This is a genomic window from Pseudarthrobacter sulfonivorans (assembly GCF_001484605.1).
In the GTDB taxonomy this organism is placed as follows: Bacteria; Actinomycetota; Actinomycetes; order Actinomycetales; family Micrococcaceae; genus Arthrobacter; species Arthrobacter sulfonivorans_A.
The window spans coordinates 1,684,648-1,701,141 of record NZ_CP013747.1 but is presented as its reverse complement, the minus strand read 5'-3'; the positions used below and the strand labels follow the sequence as shown (position 1 = coordinate 1,701,141).

14 protein-coding genes, 1 tRNA gene and 1 other RNA gene are annotated in these 16,494 nt (G+C 65.4%); 7 read left to right on the top strand and 9 right to left on the bottom strand.

The window, feature by feature from the left end:
• The first annotated feature begins 109 nt into the window (after positions 1-109).
• Complete coding sequence (locus tag AU252_RS07445) at positions 110-3,274, top strand: S8 family peptidase (RefSeq protein ID WP_430929482.1); 3,165 nt, start codon at positions 110-112, stop codon at positions 3,272-3,274.
• Between the two features lie 81 nt (positions 3,275-3,355).
• Here AU252_RS07445 and AU252_RS07440 read toward each other — a convergent pair whose 3' ends face one another.
• The 4 genes from AU252_RS07440 to AU252_RS07425 are packed head-to-tail and all read right to left on the bottom strand — an operon-like array spanning position 3,356 to position 5,714.
• A complete protein-coding gene (locus tag AU252_RS07440) occupies positions 3,356-3,709 on the bottom strand; it encodes a hypothetical protein (RefSeq protein WP_058930169.1) in 354 nt (117 codons plus the stop codon).
• Positions 3,706-4,638, bottom strand: a complete 933-nt coding sequence (locus AU252_RS07435) for a 3-methyladenine DNA glycosylase (protein ID WP_205630654.1) — start codon at positions 4,636-4,638, stop codon at positions 3,706-3,708. The genes AU252_RS07440 and AU252_RS07435 overlap by 4 nt, the downstream gene beginning before the upstream one ends.
• Positions 4,616-5,191, bottom strand: a complete 576-nt coding sequence (locus tag AU252_RS07430; RefSeq protein WP_058930167.1) for an SSI family serine proteinase inhibitor — start codon at positions 5,189-5,191, stop codon at positions 4,616-4,618. Before AU252_RS07430 ends, AU252_RS07435 begins: the two co-directional genes overlap by 23 nt.
• A 40-nt stretch (positions 5,192-5,231) precedes the next feature.
• Positions 5,232-5,714, bottom strand: a complete 483-nt coding sequence (locus tag AU252_RS07425) for a MarR family winged helix-turn-helix transcriptional regulator (RefSeq protein ID WP_058930166.1) — start codon at positions 5,712-5,714, stop codon at positions 5,232-5,234.
• 81 nt (positions 5,715-5,795) lie between these two features.
• Between AU252_RS07425 and AU252_RS07420 the strand changes: the two genes are divergently transcribed.
• Both AU252_RS07420 and AU252_RS07415 read left to right on the top strand, forming a co-directional pair.
• On the top strand, positions 5,796-6,038 hold the full coding sequence (locus tag AU252_RS07420) for a hypothetical protein (protein WP_058930165.1): 243 nt from the start codon (positions 5,796-5,798) through the stop codon (positions 6,036-6,038).
• Positions 6,039-6,169: 131 nt separating this feature from the next.
• Positions 6,170-6,385: a hypothetical protein gene (locus AU252_RS07415; RefSeq protein WP_058930164.1), complete on the top strand. Its 216-nt coding sequence runs from the start codon at positions 6,170-6,172 to the stop codon at positions 6,383-6,385.
• 40 nt (positions 6,386-6,425) lie between these two features.
• On the opposite strand, the gene AU252_RS07410 is transcribed toward AU252_RS07415, so the two are convergent.
• Positions 6,426-7,784, bottom strand: coding sequence for an aspartate kinase (locus tag AU252_RS07410; protein ID WP_058930163.1), 1,359 nt, complete (start codon positions 7,782-7,784; stop codon positions 6,426-6,428).
• A gap of 216 nt (positions 7,785-8,000) precedes the next feature.
• Here AU252_RS07410 and AU252_RS07405 point away from each other — a divergent pair, with 216 nt between their 5' ends.
• The 3 genes from AU252_RS07405 (at position 8,001) to AU252_RS07395 (ending at position 11,386) form a co-directional block, all read left to right on the top strand.
• Entirely contained in the window at positions 8,001-8,972 is a 972-nt protein-coding gene (locus AU252_RS07405; RefSeq protein WP_058930162.1) for an ABC transporter ATP-binding protein, read from the top strand.
• The gene (locus AU252_RS07400) at positions 8,969-10,120 is read left to right on the top strand and encodes an ABC transporter permease (RefSeq protein ID WP_058930161.1); all 1,152 of its coding nucleotides are present in this window, start codon (positions 8,969-8,971) and stop codon (positions 10,118-10,120) included. Before AU252_RS07405 ends, AU252_RS07400 begins: the two co-directional genes overlap by 4 nt.
• Before the next feature lie 189 nt (positions 10,121-10,309).
• Positions 10,310-11,386: a hypothetical protein gene (locus tag AU252_RS07395; protein WP_058930160.1), complete on the top strand. Its 1,077-nt coding sequence runs from the start codon at positions 10,310-10,312 to the stop codon at positions 11,384-11,386.
• 27 nt (positions 11,387-11,413) lie between these two features.
• Here the strand turns inward: AU252_RS07395 and recR are convergent, their stop codons facing one another.
• The 4 genes from recR to AU252_RS07380 form a co-directional block, all read right to left on the bottom strand.
• On the bottom strand, positions 11,414-12,013 hold the full coding sequence (gene recR, locus AU252_RS07390; protein ID WP_056348564.1) for a recombination mediator RecR: 600 nt from the start codon (positions 12,011-12,013) through the stop codon (positions 11,414-11,416).
• 63 nt (positions 12,014-12,076) lie between these two features.
• Entirely contained in the window at positions 12,077-15,355 is a 3,279-nt protein-coding gene (locus AU252_RS07385) for a DNA polymerase III subunit gamma and tau (protein WP_083510307.1), read from the bottom strand.
• 66 nt (positions 15,356-15,421) lie between these two features.
• An RNA gene (gene ffs, locus AU252_RS23115) (signal recognition particle sRNA small type) lies at positions 15,422-15,518 on the bottom strand.
• A gap of 188 nt (positions 15,519-15,706) precedes the next feature.
• On the bottom strand, positions 15,707-16,033 hold the full coding sequence (locus AU252_RS07380) for a hypothetical protein (RefSeq protein WP_058930159.1): 327 nt from the start codon (positions 16,031-16,033) through the stop codon (positions 15,707-15,709).
• A 311-nt stretch (positions 16,034-16,344) separates the two neighbouring features.
• On the opposite strand from AU252_RS07380, the gene AU252_RS07375 reads away from it, so the two are divergent.
• A tRNA-Ser gene (locus AU252_RS07375) sits at positions 16,345-16,432 on the top strand.
• The last annotated feature ends 62 nt before the right edge of the window (positions 16,433-16,494 follow it).

Genomic DNA, 16,494 nt, shown 5'->3' with positions numbered 1-16,494 from the left:
CAAAACCTGTAATACCGTGTGCCGTTCCCAGCTGCTCCAGACCGGCAACGTGGCCGGCCGTTCCTCGTGAAAGGTGTAGTCGCTCGTGAAATCAACTGGAAAAAGCCTCATTCGGGGCGGAGGACTCCGGAAGGCGGCGGCATTGGCTGTGGGCTTGCCGTTGCTCCTGTCTTCGATAGCGATGAGCCCCGCTACCGCGGCGCCCGCTGAAGCCAACACGGCAGTGGCAGCAAAGAAGATCAACCCCGGCGACTACCCCGCCGGCCGTTACATTGTGGTGCTTGCAGAGAAGCCGGCGGCCACCTACGACGGCGGGTCTCCCGGACTCGCGGCGACGAAGCCCCAGAACGGCCGAAAGCTTGACGCCGACCGGCCCGAAGTCCAGCAGTACCAGGCGCACCTTGAGGGCAGGCAGAACGCTGTGGCCGGGTCCGAAAGCGTCCGGATCAAGCGCCAGTACACCGCTGCGATCAACGGGTTCTCGGCCGATCTGACCGCCGACCAGGCCGTTAAGCTCGCCAAGGACCCGGCCGTCCTGGTGGTGGCACCGGACACGGAGAACGCGCCGGATTACTCCAGCACGGATTTCCTTGGGCTTAGCGGAGAAAACGGCCTCTGGAAGACTGCCTTCGGCGGGCAGGAAAATGCCGGCAAAGGCGTCGTAGTGGGCGTTATCGACTCCGGCTACACGCCCTCCAACCCGTTCTTCGCCGGGGACGACGTGCAACCCCTCGCCGGCCAGGCCCAGGTGGGCGCCCCGTACCGCACCGCGGACGGCAACATCGCCATGCTCAAGTCCGACGGCGATACGTTCGTCGGTGAGTGCCAGAAGGGCCAGGGGACCGGGGCTTCGTTTGACGGCAGCGCCTGCAACTCCAAAGTCCTGAGTGCCCGCTACTTCGCTGACGACTACTTGGCGTACGTGGCGCCGGAGAACCGTGCGCCCGAAGAGCTGATTTCGCCTGTGGATGTGGGAAGCCACGGGACGCACACTGCCAGCACAGCCGCAGGCAACGCGAACGTCCGGGCCAACCTTGGTGCAACCGATATGGGCATCACCGGCGGTGTGGCACCGGCGGCAAAGATCTCCGTCTACAAGGTCTGCTGGGAGGACGACAACCCGGCCACGGGCGGCTGCTACAGCTCCGCGTCCGTGGCCGCGATCAATCAAGCCATCCTGGACGGTGTGGATGTGCTGAACTACTCCATCTCCGGCAGCACCTCAACCACCACGGACCCGGTTTCCCTGGCTTTCCTTTCCGCGGCGTCCGCCGGAATCTTTGTTGCCGCATCCGCCGGAAACTCGGGACCCACGGCAAGCACCGTGAACCACGGCGCTCCGTGGCTGACCACAGTGGCCGCAAGCTCCTTCTCCACGGAGTTGCAGGGAACCGTCGAATTTGAGGACGGCAGCAAGTACCGCGGCGCCAGTCTTATGTCCGCTCCCGTTCCTGCGAGCAACGTTGTGCTGGCGGCAAGTGCCGCAGCCGCCGGCGCAGCAAACCCGGAACTGTGCGCACCCAATGCGCTGGATCCCGCCAAGGTGACAGGGAAGATTGTTGTCTGCGACCGCGGGGTGGTGGACCGGGTAGCCAAGAGCGCCGAGGTGCAGCGCGCCGGCGGCATCGGCATGATTCTGGTCAACGTAACCACCTCCTCCGAGGACCTTGACCGCCACGCAGTCCCCACAGTGCACGTGAACCCGCCGGCCACGCAGCAGATCAAGGACAAGATCATCGCCAACCCCGGCATCAAGGTCTCCCTGGTGAACACGGACACCACCGGCCTTCCGGCCGCGCCGCAGCCGCAGATCGCCGGCTTCTCTTCCCGGGGCCCGCTGCTCGCTACCGGCTCGGATCTGCTCAAGCCTGACGTGGCGGCCCCGGGTGTGGCAGTGCTGGCAGGTGTGTCGCCCATCGGTTCCGGCGGCGACCAGTTCGGCATGATGTCCGGGACGTCGATGGCCGCGCCGCACGTGGCCGGATTTGGCGCCTTGATTCTGGCCAAGAACCCCACATGGTCTCCGGCCACCGTCAAGTCAGCCATGATGACCACGGCAGCTGATATCAAGAACGCAGACGGCAGCCGGAACGGTGACGTGTTCGCCACCGGCGCTGGCCAGGTGGACATTGCGCGGGTCCTGGATCCCGGCCTGGTCTACGACAATTCCGAGGACGACTACCTGAAGTTCATTCAGGGAACGGGCCTGGACCTGGGAATCCCGGATCTCGGAACAACCGCACCGCGGGATATGAATGTTGCCTCGTTCGCGCTGGGGGCACTCACCGGCAAGACAGAGGTCACGCGGACTGTCACCGCGCTGACCCCGGGCGTTTACCGGGCCAAGGCCAGCGTTCCTGGCGTCAAGGTGACGGTCACGCCGTCGATCCTTAGCTTCAATGCTGCCGGCGAGAAGCGCACCTTCAAGGTCAAGTTCGAGAACACCAGCGCTGCCCTGGGGCAGTTTGCCATGGGCAACCTCATCTGGCAGGGTGCCGGCAAGAATGTGGCATCGCCGGTGGCCATCCGTCCGCAGTCGGTGGTGGCACCGGCAAACCTGGCGTTTACCTCGGAAGGAGGCCAGGGGCAGGGCGACATTCCGGTGGTTTCGGGCACCAACGCGCCCGTGAACATCACCTTGGACGGCCTGTCCAAGGCTGACTCCTCGGCCATCGAACTGGTGCCAGGGCCGCTGGCCCTGGATACGGACGCGTCCAACTTCGCCAAGGAGGTCACCGTTCCGGCAGGATCGCCGCTGGCAAAGTTCTCCGTCTTTTCCTCGGACGAGGCCGCCGACTTCGACCTGGTGGTCTTCAACCCGGCGGGACAGGCCCTGCTGGCCCAGACGGCCTCTGCCAGTGAATCAATTTCGGTTCCGAACCCGGCTCCGGGCGTGTACACGATTTTTGTGAACCTCTACGCAAGCCCCAATGGGCAGCCCACGAAGGCGTCCGTGGACGCTGCGGTGCTGGGAGCGAACGTGGGAAATGCCACGGTGACCCCCAATCCGCTGCGGCTCGGGAACGGCCAGTCGGGGATTCTGAAGCTCCAGTGGAAGGATCTCGCTGAAGGCTCGTATATCGGCCGGGTGACGTTCGCCGGTTCGAGCGCGCCCACCTTCGTCTCTGTGGTTGTCACACCAGGCAGTGCTTTGGTGGTCCCTGCTGATGAAACTGCCGGTGACCCTGCCAACGACAAGAAGGACAAGGTCAAAAAGGAAAAGAAGAAGCAGGAGGTTCCGGAGTTCTCCGGAAACCGCAACATGGATCTCTAGCCCTTCAGCAATGGCATGGGAACGCCGCCGGACCGCTTGGTTCCGGCGGCGTTCCCGTTTTGCGGTGACTGCCGCCGATGGTCAGATTTCGCCGCGGGAACCAGTTGTCCCGCCGAACAGGGGAGCCATGGCGCGCCAGCGGGAGATTTCACAGCCATCGGTTCGCCGGAAAGTCACACTGACGGGACGGCCGTTGATGGAGCCGGTCACAACGGCCACCTGCGGCCCGCCGTATTGCTGCGTGCAGAGTTTCGGGGGGCCCGGTTTGGGAAAGAAGATGTCCTCACCGAAGCGTTCCATCGCTGACAACGCTGCTGCGGGATCGGGCACGGTGCAACCGTCGGCAGGGCGGCCATCGCGGACTATCAGCCGGAACTCGTACTCGGGGGAGTCGGGGTCTTCCGTGACCCTTATGGTCAGCTCGAGGTCCCTCATACCGTCCCCGCAGTTCTAAGCGGTGCCAAGGCCTGCGCCAGGCGCCCTCGGAGCGCAGCAGCCTCACCGGCGAAGGCGCGCTGATGCTCAACGTAGGCCGCTTTGCCTTCCGCGGTTTCGATTCGAATGGGCGGGTAACCCCACTCCGCGAGGTCGTAGGGGGAGGCCTGCATGTCCATGGCCCGGATCCGCCAGGACAGTTCGAAGCAATCCATGACCAGTTCGCTGGGCAGCGCGGGCAGCAGTTTGTACGCCCACTTGTAGAGGTCCATGTTGGCGTGCAGGCAGCCCGGCTGTTCCATGTGCCGCTGGTTTTCGCGGCTGGGCGCCAGTTCGTTCAGTGCAATCGCGTCGGGCGTGTAAAAGCGGAAGGCGTCGAAGTGTGAGCACCGGATCCGGTTGTCCTCCACCACTTTGTCCGTGCCGGCCGAACCCAGCCTCAGCTGCAGGTATTCATGGCGCAGGTCGAATTTGTCCTGGCGGTAGACCATGGCCCATTCGTGCAGCCCGAAGCAGCCGAACTGCGCGGGCCGGGCAGCGGTGCCGCGAAGAATGATGTCCGCGAAGGCCACAGCCTCGTGCCGGTCGGCCAGGAACCGGGCGCGGTCAAAGGTCACGGCAGGGGTTCCTGGCGGCAGCCCAAGGGAGGCGAGTTCGCCGTCGTCGAGCGTTTTGTAGTGCTTCCAGCCCATGCGGGCGGACGCCGCTTCAGCGGTCAGTACGACGCCGGTTCCCGGATGCCAGCGCAGCAGCTGGCCAGGCTTCTGGGTGTAGTAAGTGAAAAGAAAGTCCTCCACCGGGTGCTTCCGACCTGCCGAGCGGCGGGCAAGGTAGGGATCCGAGTAACGGCGGACGCGTTGGGCGTGCGCTTCTTCGCGGGCACGCCAGGCATCGGCCGTCAGCAGGCTAAACTGCTCCACCGCTGGCACCCAGGACGTCCTGGGCTGCGTCCCAGGCGCCGATTTCGCAGCCGTTGGTGCGCGCGAACGCGGCATCCACCGGAGTGTCGTCCACAATCCCGGTGACCGTGGCGGTCTGCGGGCCGCCGTATTGTTCGGTGCAGGCCACGTCTTTGCTTCTGGGAGCCGGGCTGAGGAGGGCCGCGTTGTTCTTGAGGGCAGCGCAGGCAGCCTCCGGCCTGGGGTGTTTGCTCTCAGCGGTGGGGAGGCCGTCGCGGCAGACCAGCGTGTAGTTCACCGCGGTTTCGGTGGGAGAGGGCTTGACCATAATGGCAAGTTCGGCGTTGCCGGCGCCGGGGCCCGCCGTCGGGGCCGGGGGTGCGGAAGGGGACGGCGCAGGGACGGTGGTCTCGGTGTCCGGAGCGGGGGACCCGGAGGTGCCCGGGCTGGCGGAGGAGCTGGTTGTGGGGCTGGCTGTGGGGCTGGCGGATGAAGTCCCGTTCCCGTCAGGCGTGCCCGTACAGGCAGCGAGCCCGGCAATGGCGAGGACCGCCAGCAATGGCCGTACTGTTCGCAAACGCATGGACCCTCCTAGGTTGCTGCCATTTTACGCCTTGCCGCATTTACTCCCCGACGGGTTGCCCGCTGGATCCGGCGGTGGCGGCGATGAGCCCCATCATGGATTTGTGCAGCGCGCCCACCTGCTCACGGGTCAGCCCCAGGCGTTCCATCATGGTGCCCGGGACGGAAATGGCCTGCTGACGCAGCGCGGCGCCGGCCGAGGTCAGGCCCACGGCAAGAGTCCGTTCGTTTCCGTCCACCCGTTGGCGGGTGACAAAGCCGGCCTCCTCCAGCCGCCGAAGAAGAGGTGAGATGGTGGCCGGGGCCTGCGCCAGGGCTTCACTGATGCTGCGCAGGGTGCGGGGTGCTGATTCCCACAGGCACAGCATCACAAGGTACTGCGGGTGGGTGAGTCCGAGCTTTTCGAGGACGGGCTTGTAGGCGCCCACCACGCTTCTGGATGCCACGGTGAGGGCAAAACAGAGCTGTTGCTCCAAGAGGAGGTCATCGTCCTGCTGCCGCGCAGCGCCGGCCCGTACCGTCATAACATTCCTCCAATAGTTAGTGCACTAATTGTTAGCGTACACTGGAGCGGGTAATCGGGTTCTATCGAAGGGGTCACTTTCATGGGCAAAGGCAAGTCAGCCGACAAGGGCAACGCATCCCAGCGGTTCATGCGCGCAACCGGCAAGCTCAGGGCGATTTTCGGCCCGGCCAACCGCAGTTCCCTGGTGCATGACATGACCGAAGAGAACCGGGCACTCCTGGTTCAGCGCGAGCGGGAAACCCAGCAATGGGAAACGGTCACCCGCCCGGACGGCAGCACCTATGTTGTGCCCAGGAACCCGGACGACCAGTCCCTCCGCTGACCCTCCCCGGCCTCCCCACCATGCCCAACCTCACCAGACCCTTTTTCGGGAGGCGGGCGTAAAATAGGGGCACTGACTCCACAAGGAGGTAGCGGCTCTTTCGCCCGCAACGCGGGAAGGGGGTGGAAACAATGGGACATGCGCTCACCGGTTTTATGCACGCGACTGACAGGCTCCGTTTTGTCTTCGGGCCGGCAACGCGCCTGGACGCGGATTCGCCCGTGCTCCACAAGCATGATCAGTTCGAGCAGGCCTCTGATGAGGACCTTTCCCACTTCGTAGTGGAAACCGATTCCGAAGGTCATCACTACGCCGTGCGCCGCGAAGAATTGGACAAACAGGGCTGAAACAAAAGCAACGCGTTGCTTTTTTAGAGGGTGACTTGGGCTAGCGCCCGGTGCCGCCGTAGACGGTTGCCTCGTCCTCGCTGTCCAGGTCGAAGGCCTTGTGGATGGCACGGACGGCGTCATCGAGGAGATCGGCGTGTGTCACCACGGAGATCCGGATTTCCGAGGTGGAGATCATGTTGATGTTGATCCCGGCATCGGACAAGGCCTTGAAGAACGTCGCGGAGACGCCCGGGTGTGACCGCATGCCGGCCCCGATCAGGGACAGTTTGCCGATCTGTTCGTTGTATTCGATGTTCTCGAACCCGATGTCCGGCTGCGCGGCCTTGAGCGCTTCCAGGGCCTCCGCGCCTTCGACGATGGGGAGCGTGAAGGAAATATCCGTCCGGCCCGTGCCGTGCGTGGAAACGTTCTGCACGATCATGTCGATGTTCGAGTGGGCGTCGGCAATGACCTGGAAGATCGCGGCCGCCTTGCCGGGAATGTCCGGTACACCCACCACAGTGACCTTGGCTTCGGAACGGTCGTGTGCAACGCCGGAGATGATTGGCTGCTCCAAGGCAACTCCCTCTTGAGTGGTGATCTTGTCTTCGGCGCTGGGGATGACCCAGGTGCCTTCGTTCTGGCTGAATGAGGACCGGACATGCAACGGCACACCGAACCGGCGCGCATATTCAACGCAGCGCAGGTGCAGGATCTTCGCACCGGACGCCGCGAGTTCCAGCATTTCCTCGCTGGAGATGGTGTCGATTTTCTGGGCGGAAGGCACCACCCGGGGGTCCGCGGTATAGATGCCGTCAACGTCTGTGTAGATCTCGCAGACATCGGCGTCGAGTGCGGCCGCTAGCGCGACGGCGGTGGTGTCCGAGCCGCCGCGGCCCAGGGTGGTGATCTCGTTGGTGCTACGGCTCATGCCCTGGAAGCCGGCGACGATCGCGATGTGCCCCTTGTCCAGGGCCGTGCGGATGCGGTGCGGATCGACGTCGATAATGCGCGCCTTGCCATGGATGCCGTCCGTGATCATGCCGGCCTGGGAGCCGGTGAAGGACTGTGCTGAGGCGCCGAACTTGTTGATGGCCATGGCCAGCAGGGCCATGGAGATGCGCTCACCGGCGGAGAGGAGCATGTCCATCTCGCGGGCGGGGGCGGAGTCGGTCACCTGGGCGGCGAGGTCCAGCAGTTCGTCGGTGGTGTCGCCCATGGCCGAAACGACCACCACCACTTCGTTGCCGGCCCGCTGCGCGTCGACCACGCGCTTGGCGACGCGCTTGACGCCCTCGGCATCCGACACGGAGGAGCCGCCGAACTTCTGCACAATCAGCTGTTTGGTCACGGCAGTGCCTTCGGGCAGCTCCTGTGGCTGCGTTGCTGTGTGCACTTCGGAAGTGGGCGTACTCATGCGCGTACCTTCACTGGATCAATCGGAGTTCTGGAGGTCAGGCACGGCCTTGCGGCTGGACGGCGTGACGTGTCAGCCCAGTTTATCGCCGCCTGTGGCCGGACGCGGAATTGTGTCCAAATCTCAGCCTTCCGACGGATACTGCGCCCGTCGGCTCAGGCGTAGGCTCATATAGTCAGTATGCATGAACGGCTTTGGGGGACAGGTGCTCGGGAAATGACAGAAAACTGGGACAGAATCGGCATTCCGGCCCAGCCGGAAAGCCCGCGCCAGGACGGCATCAGCGCCACCGCGGTGAGCCGCAGCTTCGGGCAGGTGCACGCCGTCGAGCACATGGATTTCCATGCTCCGTCGGGAAAAGTCACCGCGCTGATCGGCCCCAACGGTGCCGGTAAAACCACGCTGTTGCTCATGCTGGCTTCACTGCTGGCGCCGGATTCCGGCACTGTCACGGTGGATGGGCTGGATCCGCAGCACCACCGCGCGGAAGTGCGGAAAAGGATTGGCTGGATGCCGGACACCCTGGGCGTGTGGGAGTCCCTGACCGCCCGTGAGATCCTCACCCAGATAGCCCGTTTCTACCGGCTGCCCAAGGCCGGCATCCCGCAGCGCGTCACCGAGATGCTGGACCGCGTCCGCCTGAGCGACCTTGCAGACCAGCCGGCCCGTGTCCTGTCCCGGGGTCAGCAGCAGCGCCTCAGCCTGGCCCGCGCACTGATCCACGATCCGTCCGTGCTGCTGCTCGATGAGCCGGCGTCAGGCCTGGACCCGGGATCGCGGGTGGAGCTGCGGGTGATGCTGCGGCAGCTTGCGGCGGAGGGGAAGTCCATTGTGGTCTCCTCCCACGTGCTCAGCGAGCTGGACGAAATTGCCGACGCAGCGGTGTTCGTCAACCGAGGGAAGACGGTCCGGCACCAGACCACGGACGCAGCTGCCGCCTCCGGAAGGCGCTACGCCATCTCGGCAACGGACGGCGCAGCGCTCGCCGCCAAACTCACGGACTTGGGCCTGGCGTTCCGGGTTGAGGACGGCCGCCGGCCGGCCGTCAGCCTGGTGTTGCTGAACGACGACGACGCCGCCCGCCTCCTGCGCGACCTGGTGCTGGCCGGCGTCGGGGTCAGCTCCTTTGCCCCGGCCTCGGGTGCCCTGGAAGAGACTTACATGAACCTTGAGGGGGAGCGGCGATGAGCCAGCAGACAGAACCAACGCAGCGCCCGCCGGCTTCCGGCTTTGGTGCCGGCTACCTTGCCGGCATCCGGGATGTGGTGGTCCTGGAACTCAAGCAGCGGCTCCGGTCCCGCGGCTGGTACATCATGCTGGCCATCTGGTTCATCCTGACGGGCCTGGTGACCTGGCTGACGTGGGCCAGCTGGAACGCCCAGCGCGAAGCCCAGCGCGCCTACTCCAACTTCATGCCGCCCGACCAGGGACCGGGGTCCATGATCTTCGAAGTGGTCCTGGCCTTTGTCCTCCTCTTCGCATTGCTGGTGGCGCCCGCACTGTCTGCCAATGCCGTCAACGGCGACCGCGCCGGCGGGACCCTGGCCATCCTTCAGGTGACCCTGCTCCGTCCCGGACAGATCCTGTGGGGCAAGTTCTTCGCGGCGTGGGCCGCCGCCCTTGCCTTCCTGGTTGCCAGCACGCCGTTCCTGGTCATCGGAGTGTCCCTCGGCGGCATGACGCCCGGCCATGTCATCGTGGCCCTGCTGATGCTCGCGGTTGAGGTGGGTGTGGTCTGTGCCATCGGCGTCGGAATTTCCGCGCTGGCGGGGCGCCCGCTGTTCTCGATTGTCGTCACGTACCTTGCCGTGGCCGGGCTGGTTTTCGGTTCCCTGATTGCCTTCGGCCTGGGCACCGGGCTCTCGCAGGGCACCATCATGGCCAACCAAGCGCAGTACCGCAACTACGAACCGCTGCAGCCGGTACCCGACGAAACAGCGCCGCAGGAACCGCAGTACACCTGCTCCGGACCGCTGCGCGCCCAGCCAGCAGTTCGCACCGAAAGGGTGGCGTGGATGCTGGCCATGAACCCTTACGTGGTCGTGGCCGATGCCATCCCCTACACGGTCCGCGTCAACAGTGGCCTCGGAATGTCGTCACCGGTGGGGGCCATCGAATCCATCAGCCAGGGTGCACGCTACGCCATGGCCGGTCCGGAGGGCACCTACCCCTGCGCCAACGGGGAGGCCAAGCCGCAGTACCTGGCACAGTCCACTCCCTTGTGGCCGCTGGGGCTCGGCCTGCAGCTGCTGCTTGCCGGGCTGCTGATGTGGCTGGGCTGGCGCTCGCTGCGCACCCCGGCACACAGGCTGGCACGCGGAACCCGCATCGCCTAAGCCGGTGTGCCTCCACGGGCAGTCCTCGCAGCGACTGCAGGGGCTCTGGACAGGCCCGCTTCAGCGGATCACGATTGGATTAGCCGGCCGAAATGGCCGGTGACTGTCGGGGCTGGGCCTGTCCACAGGGATGGAGGCGGCACGTGGCTGATCAGAAGGTGGCTGATCAGAACGTGGCGGATGAGGGCCATGGCTGACGAGAAGGACCCGACCGCCGATGAACCCGTGTACGAACCCATTGGCGCCGGAAAAATCCAGGACGACGATGAAAACGACGCCGGGGACACCTCTTCCACGGGCGGCGACCAGGTTCGGTTGCTCGTCCGTAGTGCGCTGGCAACAGCGCTTCAGACTGTCCGCGCTGCCCGCTTCTGGTGGGAGAGCGCCGCCATTCTCGGTGTCTGCTGGGGCACCGGCACGCTGTTGGTGATCGCCTTGGTCACGGGCGGTGACCTGCCGCCGGAATCCCACGCCTGGGTGTACATGCTCACGGCCGCAATGCTGGTGCTGGTGAGCTGTGTGCTCGCTGTCCGGTGGGGGGACGCGCGGCGCGGAGCTGGGCTGGATCCCGCGGATGGTGGTGTGGACGGCCCGCTGCTGGACTGGGCGCGCTCCACTGCCAAAGGATTGATCTTCGCCACTGTGTCTGTCGTTTTCCTGCTGCTGCTCGCGTTCTGGTCGGATTCCTCGCCAGCAGTTGCCGGGGTGTCCTTTGTCATGATGATCCTTGAAATCATCGTCTTTGGCGGCATCGGCGCGGGTGCTGCGCGGTGGTTCGAGGGTCAGGGAGGAAGGGTTCTGGCCTGGGGCGTCGCAGCTTTGCTTCTGGTCGGCAACGTCGTGGCGGTGATAGCGCTGCTGCCCAGCGTCAGGGCGTATGAGCCGGTGTTGGTGGCCATCAACATTCAACGGGACGAGTTGGGCAGGGTTGTCTCCTATCGGTGTTCGCCGGAGTTCCGTGGAATCGCCGAGATTTACCACACCGAGCGGATCTTCTGGATGGCGACGAGCAACCCGATGGTGATCCTGGCGCTGATTGCCGGTGAGGCCGAACCCAAGGAGAACGCCTTGGATTGGCTCCCCGGGCAGCTGCAGAACGCAGCGGAAGGCACTCAGGTTCCTTGTGTGGAGGGGCAGGAACAGGAGAAGACAGGCGCCGAGATGCCACTGGCACTGATTGGCGTTGGCACGCAGTCCGGGGCGGCAGGCATTCTGTTGGCCGGCGGTCACCGGGCTGCCCGGCGACGGCTCAACCCTCACGCCTGAACATCAGCCTGAGCACCGTCAGTCAGATCAGGTCAGGGCGTTGCGGCGGCCTTCGAATGCACGGCCGAGGGTGACTTCGTCTGCGTACTCAAGATCGCCGCCCACCGGCAGGCCGGAGGCCAGCCGGGTCACCACGATGCCGATTGTCTTCAGCATCCTCGCCAGGTACGTGGCCGTTGCTTCGCCTTCGAGGTTGGGGTCGGTGGCGATAATGACTTCCTGGATGGCGCCGTCGTTCAGCCGGGTCAGGAGTTCCCGGATCCGCAGCTGTTCGGGACCGACGCCGGCAATGGGATTGATGGCTCCGCCCAGCACGTGATAGCGGCCGCGGAAGGATCGGGTGCGCTCCACCGCGAGGACGTCCTTGGACTCCTCCACCACACAAATGACTGACGGGTCCCGGCGCGGATCGCGGCAGATGTTGCATAATTCCTGCTCGGTGACGTTGCCGCATACGGTGCAGAACTTCACGCGTTCCTTCACCATGGTGATGGCTTCCACGAGTCGCTTCATGTCCTGGGGGTCCGCTTCGAGGATGTGGAAGGCAAGCCGCTGGGCGGATTTGGGACCGACACCGGGAAGCCGTCCGAGCTCGTCAATCAGCTCCTGGACTGCACCTTCGTACACGTTTTCCTCTTTTGGTTTGGCTTGGCTGGTGAATGGTGTTGCGGGAGCACATGCTGCAGTCGTCTAGAACCTTGAAACGATGGGGCTTCCGTCCGGGGATCGCTCCTCGATCAGCTTTCCGCCCAGAATACGCTCGACGGCGGCGCGTCCAAAGACGCCGGATTCCTCGATGGTTTCATCGTCCGCGCTCGGAATGTCCTGGACATAGGTGGCGGCGGCAGCCCTGGCCGGAGCCTTGGCACGTCCGGCTTCGGCCTCGGGGCTGTTGGACAGGCGCTGGTAAAGACTTTGACGGGCGGCAGCAGCGGACTCGGAGGTTGCCGGTGCCGGCTGCAGGGGTGCGGCAGCCGGAGCAGTCGATGCCATGGCGTACTCGCGGACCTCAGCACGTTCGGGAACCACTGCTTCCACCGGCGGGACTGCCGGGGATCCTGGGGTTTGGCTAGCTGGGGCTTGGCCGGCTGGTGCCTGACTGACTGGCGCGGCGCTCTGGGGCACCGCAGGTTCTGATGCGTCGCTTTCTGGAGCGTGGCTTGGCGGTGCGGCTGGATGTTGTGCGGCGACGTCCGAGGTTGCGGCAGAAGCTACGGGAGGCAAGCCCCAACTGGCGTCGGCTTCAGACTGGCTAACGACAGACGACGCCTGGGGGACCTGGGCAGTAGCCGGCTCGTAGGTGGGCGCAGGAGCCGTCTCCTTGGCTTCCTCCGGGACGGACGTGCTCGGGTTTTTGCCAACATTGGGCTCGGTGCCAACAACCCATACGCCAGGGGCCTGCTCGACGGCCCTGCCCCACGGATCCAGTGCTGTGTCTGCCTGTGACGGAGCGGCCGATGCAGAAGCGGAGGACCTGCTTGCTGGGGAGGCCTTTGCTGCAGCAGCCTTTGGAGCACCTCGAGCGGGCCGCTTGGCGGGTGCGGCCGCTGAAGGCTCAGGCTGTGAAGGCGATAGGCGTGGGGTAGCCGCCGAGGGATCCCAGTCCATGGGGGGTTCCTCGTCCAGAGGCGGTGCATCTTCGTCGCGGGGAGGACCCCAATCGTCATCGGAGTAGGCGTACGAACCGGCAGTGTCATCAGGCTCAGCTGGTACCGACTGTCCCCGGGCGGCTGGTACCCGGGCGGCCTCAATGGCTGGCGACGCGCTGACGTCGCCGGTGTGCTGGACTGTTTCTTCAGGAGCTGCCGCGCCTGCAGTCGGTGCAGGTGCAGCAGTGGCAGGAGGCACGGCCGGTTCGGGAGCACTCGTCGCGGGGGAGGGGGCTGGCGAAGGTGCCGGCGCGGTGGCCAGGACCTCATGCGTGGAAACGGCGCTGGCAGGGGCCAGGCCCCACGCGACATCGGCTGAACTGGCCGGAGCTTCCGGGCTGGCTTCCGGACTAGCGGGAGCTTTTGGGTTTGGCTCAGCGCTCGCTGCCCTGTTGGCGCCACCGGCGACTGCGGTGATCTGGCAGTCGATGCCCACCGTTTTGTGGATCGCCTGCCGCAGGTTTTCAGCGTGATCAGCCCGGCCGAAAGCGCCAGCCAACCCGGCAGTGCTGAACGACAGTGTCAGGACCTGGCCGTCAAATGCACCCACCTGGGCGTTCGGCTCAACCAGGGCCCACGTGCTGCGTTTGATCTTGGAGAGTGTCTGCAGAACTTCCGGCCAGGCGCGGCGCAGGACTTCGACGTCGCCTGTCCCGGCGGCCCCGGTGCTTGCCGGCGGGGTGGCCGGGGAAACTGCGCGGGGGGCGTCTGCCCCGGTCTCCCGGGTGGGCTGACCGGATGCCTGCGGTGTGGGAGCGGGCCGCCTGCCTGTGGACTCGTCAACCGGCCAGTCGTTGGTGCTGACCCGGGGCGGCGTCAGCGACGGCCTGGTCTGTTCGGCTCCGGATACCGGTGGCCGGGCCGACCCGGGACCGGCAGCCGCTGGCCCTGAAGGCTGCTGCGCAGCAACCGGCGCCGGAGGCTGCTGCGCAGCAACCGGCGCCGCAGCAACTTGCGGTGCCGCGGCCGGAACCGCAGCAACCGGAAGTGCCGCAGCGGGCGCCTCAGAAACGGCTGCCGCAGAAACTGGTTGTACGGAAACGGGTGCAGCAGGAGCCGGCGTTGCCGCTGTCGGCACCGCGGAAACCGCAGCGGGTCCAGCCGAAACCGCAGCACCAGCCGGAGCGGGAGCGCCGACGTCGTTCCCGGCGTAATTCAGGCGCCGCTCCACGCGGTCGATCCGCGCAGCGATGCCGCGTTCCGTCTGTTCCGAACTGGGGAGCAGGATGCGGGCGCAGAGAAGCTCAAGGTGCAGGCGCGGAGACGTGGCGCCGGTCATCTCGGTCAGCGCAGTGTTGGTGACATCGGCGGCGCGGGAGAGTTCGGAAGCCCCGAGGTTGTGCGCCTGGTTCTGGAGCCGGGCGATCTGGTCCGCAGGCATGCCGCGGAGGATGACCTGGGCGCTTTCGGGCATGGCCTGGACGATGATGAGGTCGCGGAAGCGCTCCAGCAGGTCCTCGACGAAGCGGCGGGGATCGTGGCCGGTCTGCACCACGCGGTCCACAGCCCGGAAAACAGTGGCGGCATCTGAGGCGGCCACAGCTTCCACCACGTCATCCAGCAACGATGCGTGGGTGTAGCCGAGGAGGGCTACGGCAAGTTCGTAGTCGAGGCCGTTGGGTCCGGCTCCGGCCATCAGCTGGTCCAGCACGGACAGGGAATCGCGGACGGAGCCGCCGCCGGCCCGGACCACCAGCGACAGAACGCCGGGAGCCACGGGAACGTTTTCCTGGTTGCAGAGCAGCTCCAGGTACGCCATCAGCGGCTCCGGCGGGACAAGCCGGAAAGGGTAGTGGTGCGTGCGGGAGCGGATGGTGCCGATGACCTTGTCCGGCTCCGTGGTGGCGAAGATGAACTTGATGTGCTCCGGCGGCTCTTCAACGATCTTCAGCAGGGCGTTGAACCCGGCCGAGGTGACCATGTGGGCCTCATCGATGATGAAGATCTTGTAGCGGTCGCGGACCGGAGCGTACGTTGCGCGCTCGCGGAGGTCGCGGGCGTCATCGACGCCGCCATGGCTGGCGGCGTCGATCTCGATGACGTCCAGGGAGCCTGAACCGCCGCGGGCCAGTTCAATGCAGCTAGGGCACGTACCGCAGGGAGTATCTGTGGGGCCTTGGGCGCAGTTGAGGCAGCGGGCCAGGATGCGGGCGGAGGTGGTCTTTCCGCAACCGCGTGGGCCGGAGAAGAGATAGGCGTGGTTGACACGGTTTTTCCGCAGTGCCGTCATCAGCGGCTCGGTGACATGTTCCTGCCCGATAACGTCAGCGAAGGAGTCCGGGCGGTATCTGCGGTAAAGGGCGGTGGTAGTAACAGTCACGAGAAAACCCTACCAATCCGGGCAGACAATCAGGATCCCTCGCGGACGGCCGCCCTGTGGGGGAATAGTAAAGACCCCCCATGCACCCGCCAGAGCCCGTTTACCCTTGCTACCTTCCGGTCCTGGGGGAGTTCAACAGGATGACGCCACATGAGGGGCCGCAGACAAGTTTACCCGAAGATTCAGGAAGGTCCGGACGGCCCGTTCCGGGGCCTGCCGTGGCCCGGCCGGGTGCCCTCGCGTGGCCCGGAATTTCCTGTTGAGCTGCCCGGACCCGCTTGAGCGGTGCTGGCCCGCACCGCTCAAGCGGGTCACGGCCGCGAAAGCTGGCGCAAATGCCCAGGCGCCAGCTCAGCGTCGCCAGCCATCCACCGGCCAGCTCATAAAGGCGGGCTCCTCGTAAGGGTGCGCCGCGCGCAGGGCCAGCACAACGGCGTCGAGCATCTCTTCCTCCACAACGCACTCCACCCGGGTTTCCGGCACGCGTTCGACCGCCCCCAGGGCCCCGATGAACGGCTCGGAACCAGGCAACGGAGTGAAGCGCCCGGTGCCGGGGGAGGTGAATGTGCAGTGCGAATAGTTCCCGATCCTGCCCGCTCCGGCGTCCCCGATTGCCGCGAGCAGCGGCTCCGTGTGTGTCTCCGGAACGTAAACCACCAGGGCGTGCAGCTGTGTCATGGCCTCATCCTGCCAAGAAGGCAGGGTAATGGGCAGCGATTTTCATTGCTTATCCGGCGGGTAGGGCCGATCATGGATATGTACACCGATTGGGGCAATCTCAAGGTTGTGAGCTGCGGGGCCTGGCTGGAGGGCCGGACCCGGCAGCTCAACGGTGTATCGAAGGAATGGACGCATTGGGGGCGTCCATTTTTACGTTAACGGGCCAGCTCGAGCCCGGATTGCCGCGTGCGGTAACAGTCCGCCGGCCCAATTGGGCGATGCCGGAATGTTCAGGTAGTCTAGTATCTGCTTTTGATTCGAAAGCAGCTGGAGAATTCGCCTAGCGGCCTATGGCGCACGCCTGGAACGCGTGTTGGGTTAACGCCCTCGGGGGTTCAAATCCCCCATTCTCCGCCAGCCAAAAACCCGGTTCTGACCTCGTCAGGGCCGGGTTTTGCTGTCCTCCAGCCAAGCGTTGA

Excerpts from the sequence above, each read along its gene's own strand:
- AU252_RS07380 (WP_058930159.1), bottom strand. The coding sequence starts at position 16,033 with ATGACACAGCTGCACGCCCTGGTGGTTTACGTTCCGGAGACACACACG.
- AU252_RS07430 (WP_058930167.1), bottom strand. The coding sequence starts at position 5,191 with ATGCGTTTGCGAACAGTACGGCCATTGCTGGCGGTCCTCGCCATTGCC.
- AU252_RS07425 (WP_058930166.1), bottom strand. The coding sequence starts at position 5,714 with ATGACGGTACGGGCCGGCGCTGCGCGGCAGCAGGACGATGACCTCCTC.
- AU252_RS07395 (WP_058930160.1), top strand. The coding sequence starts at position 10,310 with ATGGCTGACGAGAAGGACCCGACCGCCGATGAACCCGTGTACGAACCC.
- AU252_RS07405 (WP_058930162.1), top strand. The coding sequence starts at position 8,001 with ATGACAGAAAACTGGGACAGAATCGGCATTCCGGCCCAGCCGGAAAGC.
- AU252_RS07440 (WP_058930169.1), bottom strand. The coding sequence starts at position 3,709 with ATGAGGGACCTCGAGCTGACCATAAGGGTCACGGAAGACCCCGACTCC.
- AU252_RS07415 (WP_058930164.1), top strand. The coding sequence starts at position 6,170 with ATGGGACATGCGCTCACCGGTTTTATGCACGCGACTGACAGGCTCCGT.
- AU252_RS07420 (WP_058930165.1), top strand. The coding sequence starts at position 5,796 with ATGGGCAAAGGCAAGTCAGCCGACAAGGGCAACGCATCCCAGCGGTTC.
- AU252_RS07410 (WP_058930163.1), bottom strand. The coding sequence starts at position 7,784 with ATGAGTACGCCCACTTCCGAAGTGCACACAGCAACGCAGCCACAGGAG.
- AU252_RS07400 (WP_058930161.1), top strand. The coding sequence starts at position 8,969 with ATGAGCCAGCAGACAGAACCAACGCAGCGCCCGCCGGCTTCCGGCTTT.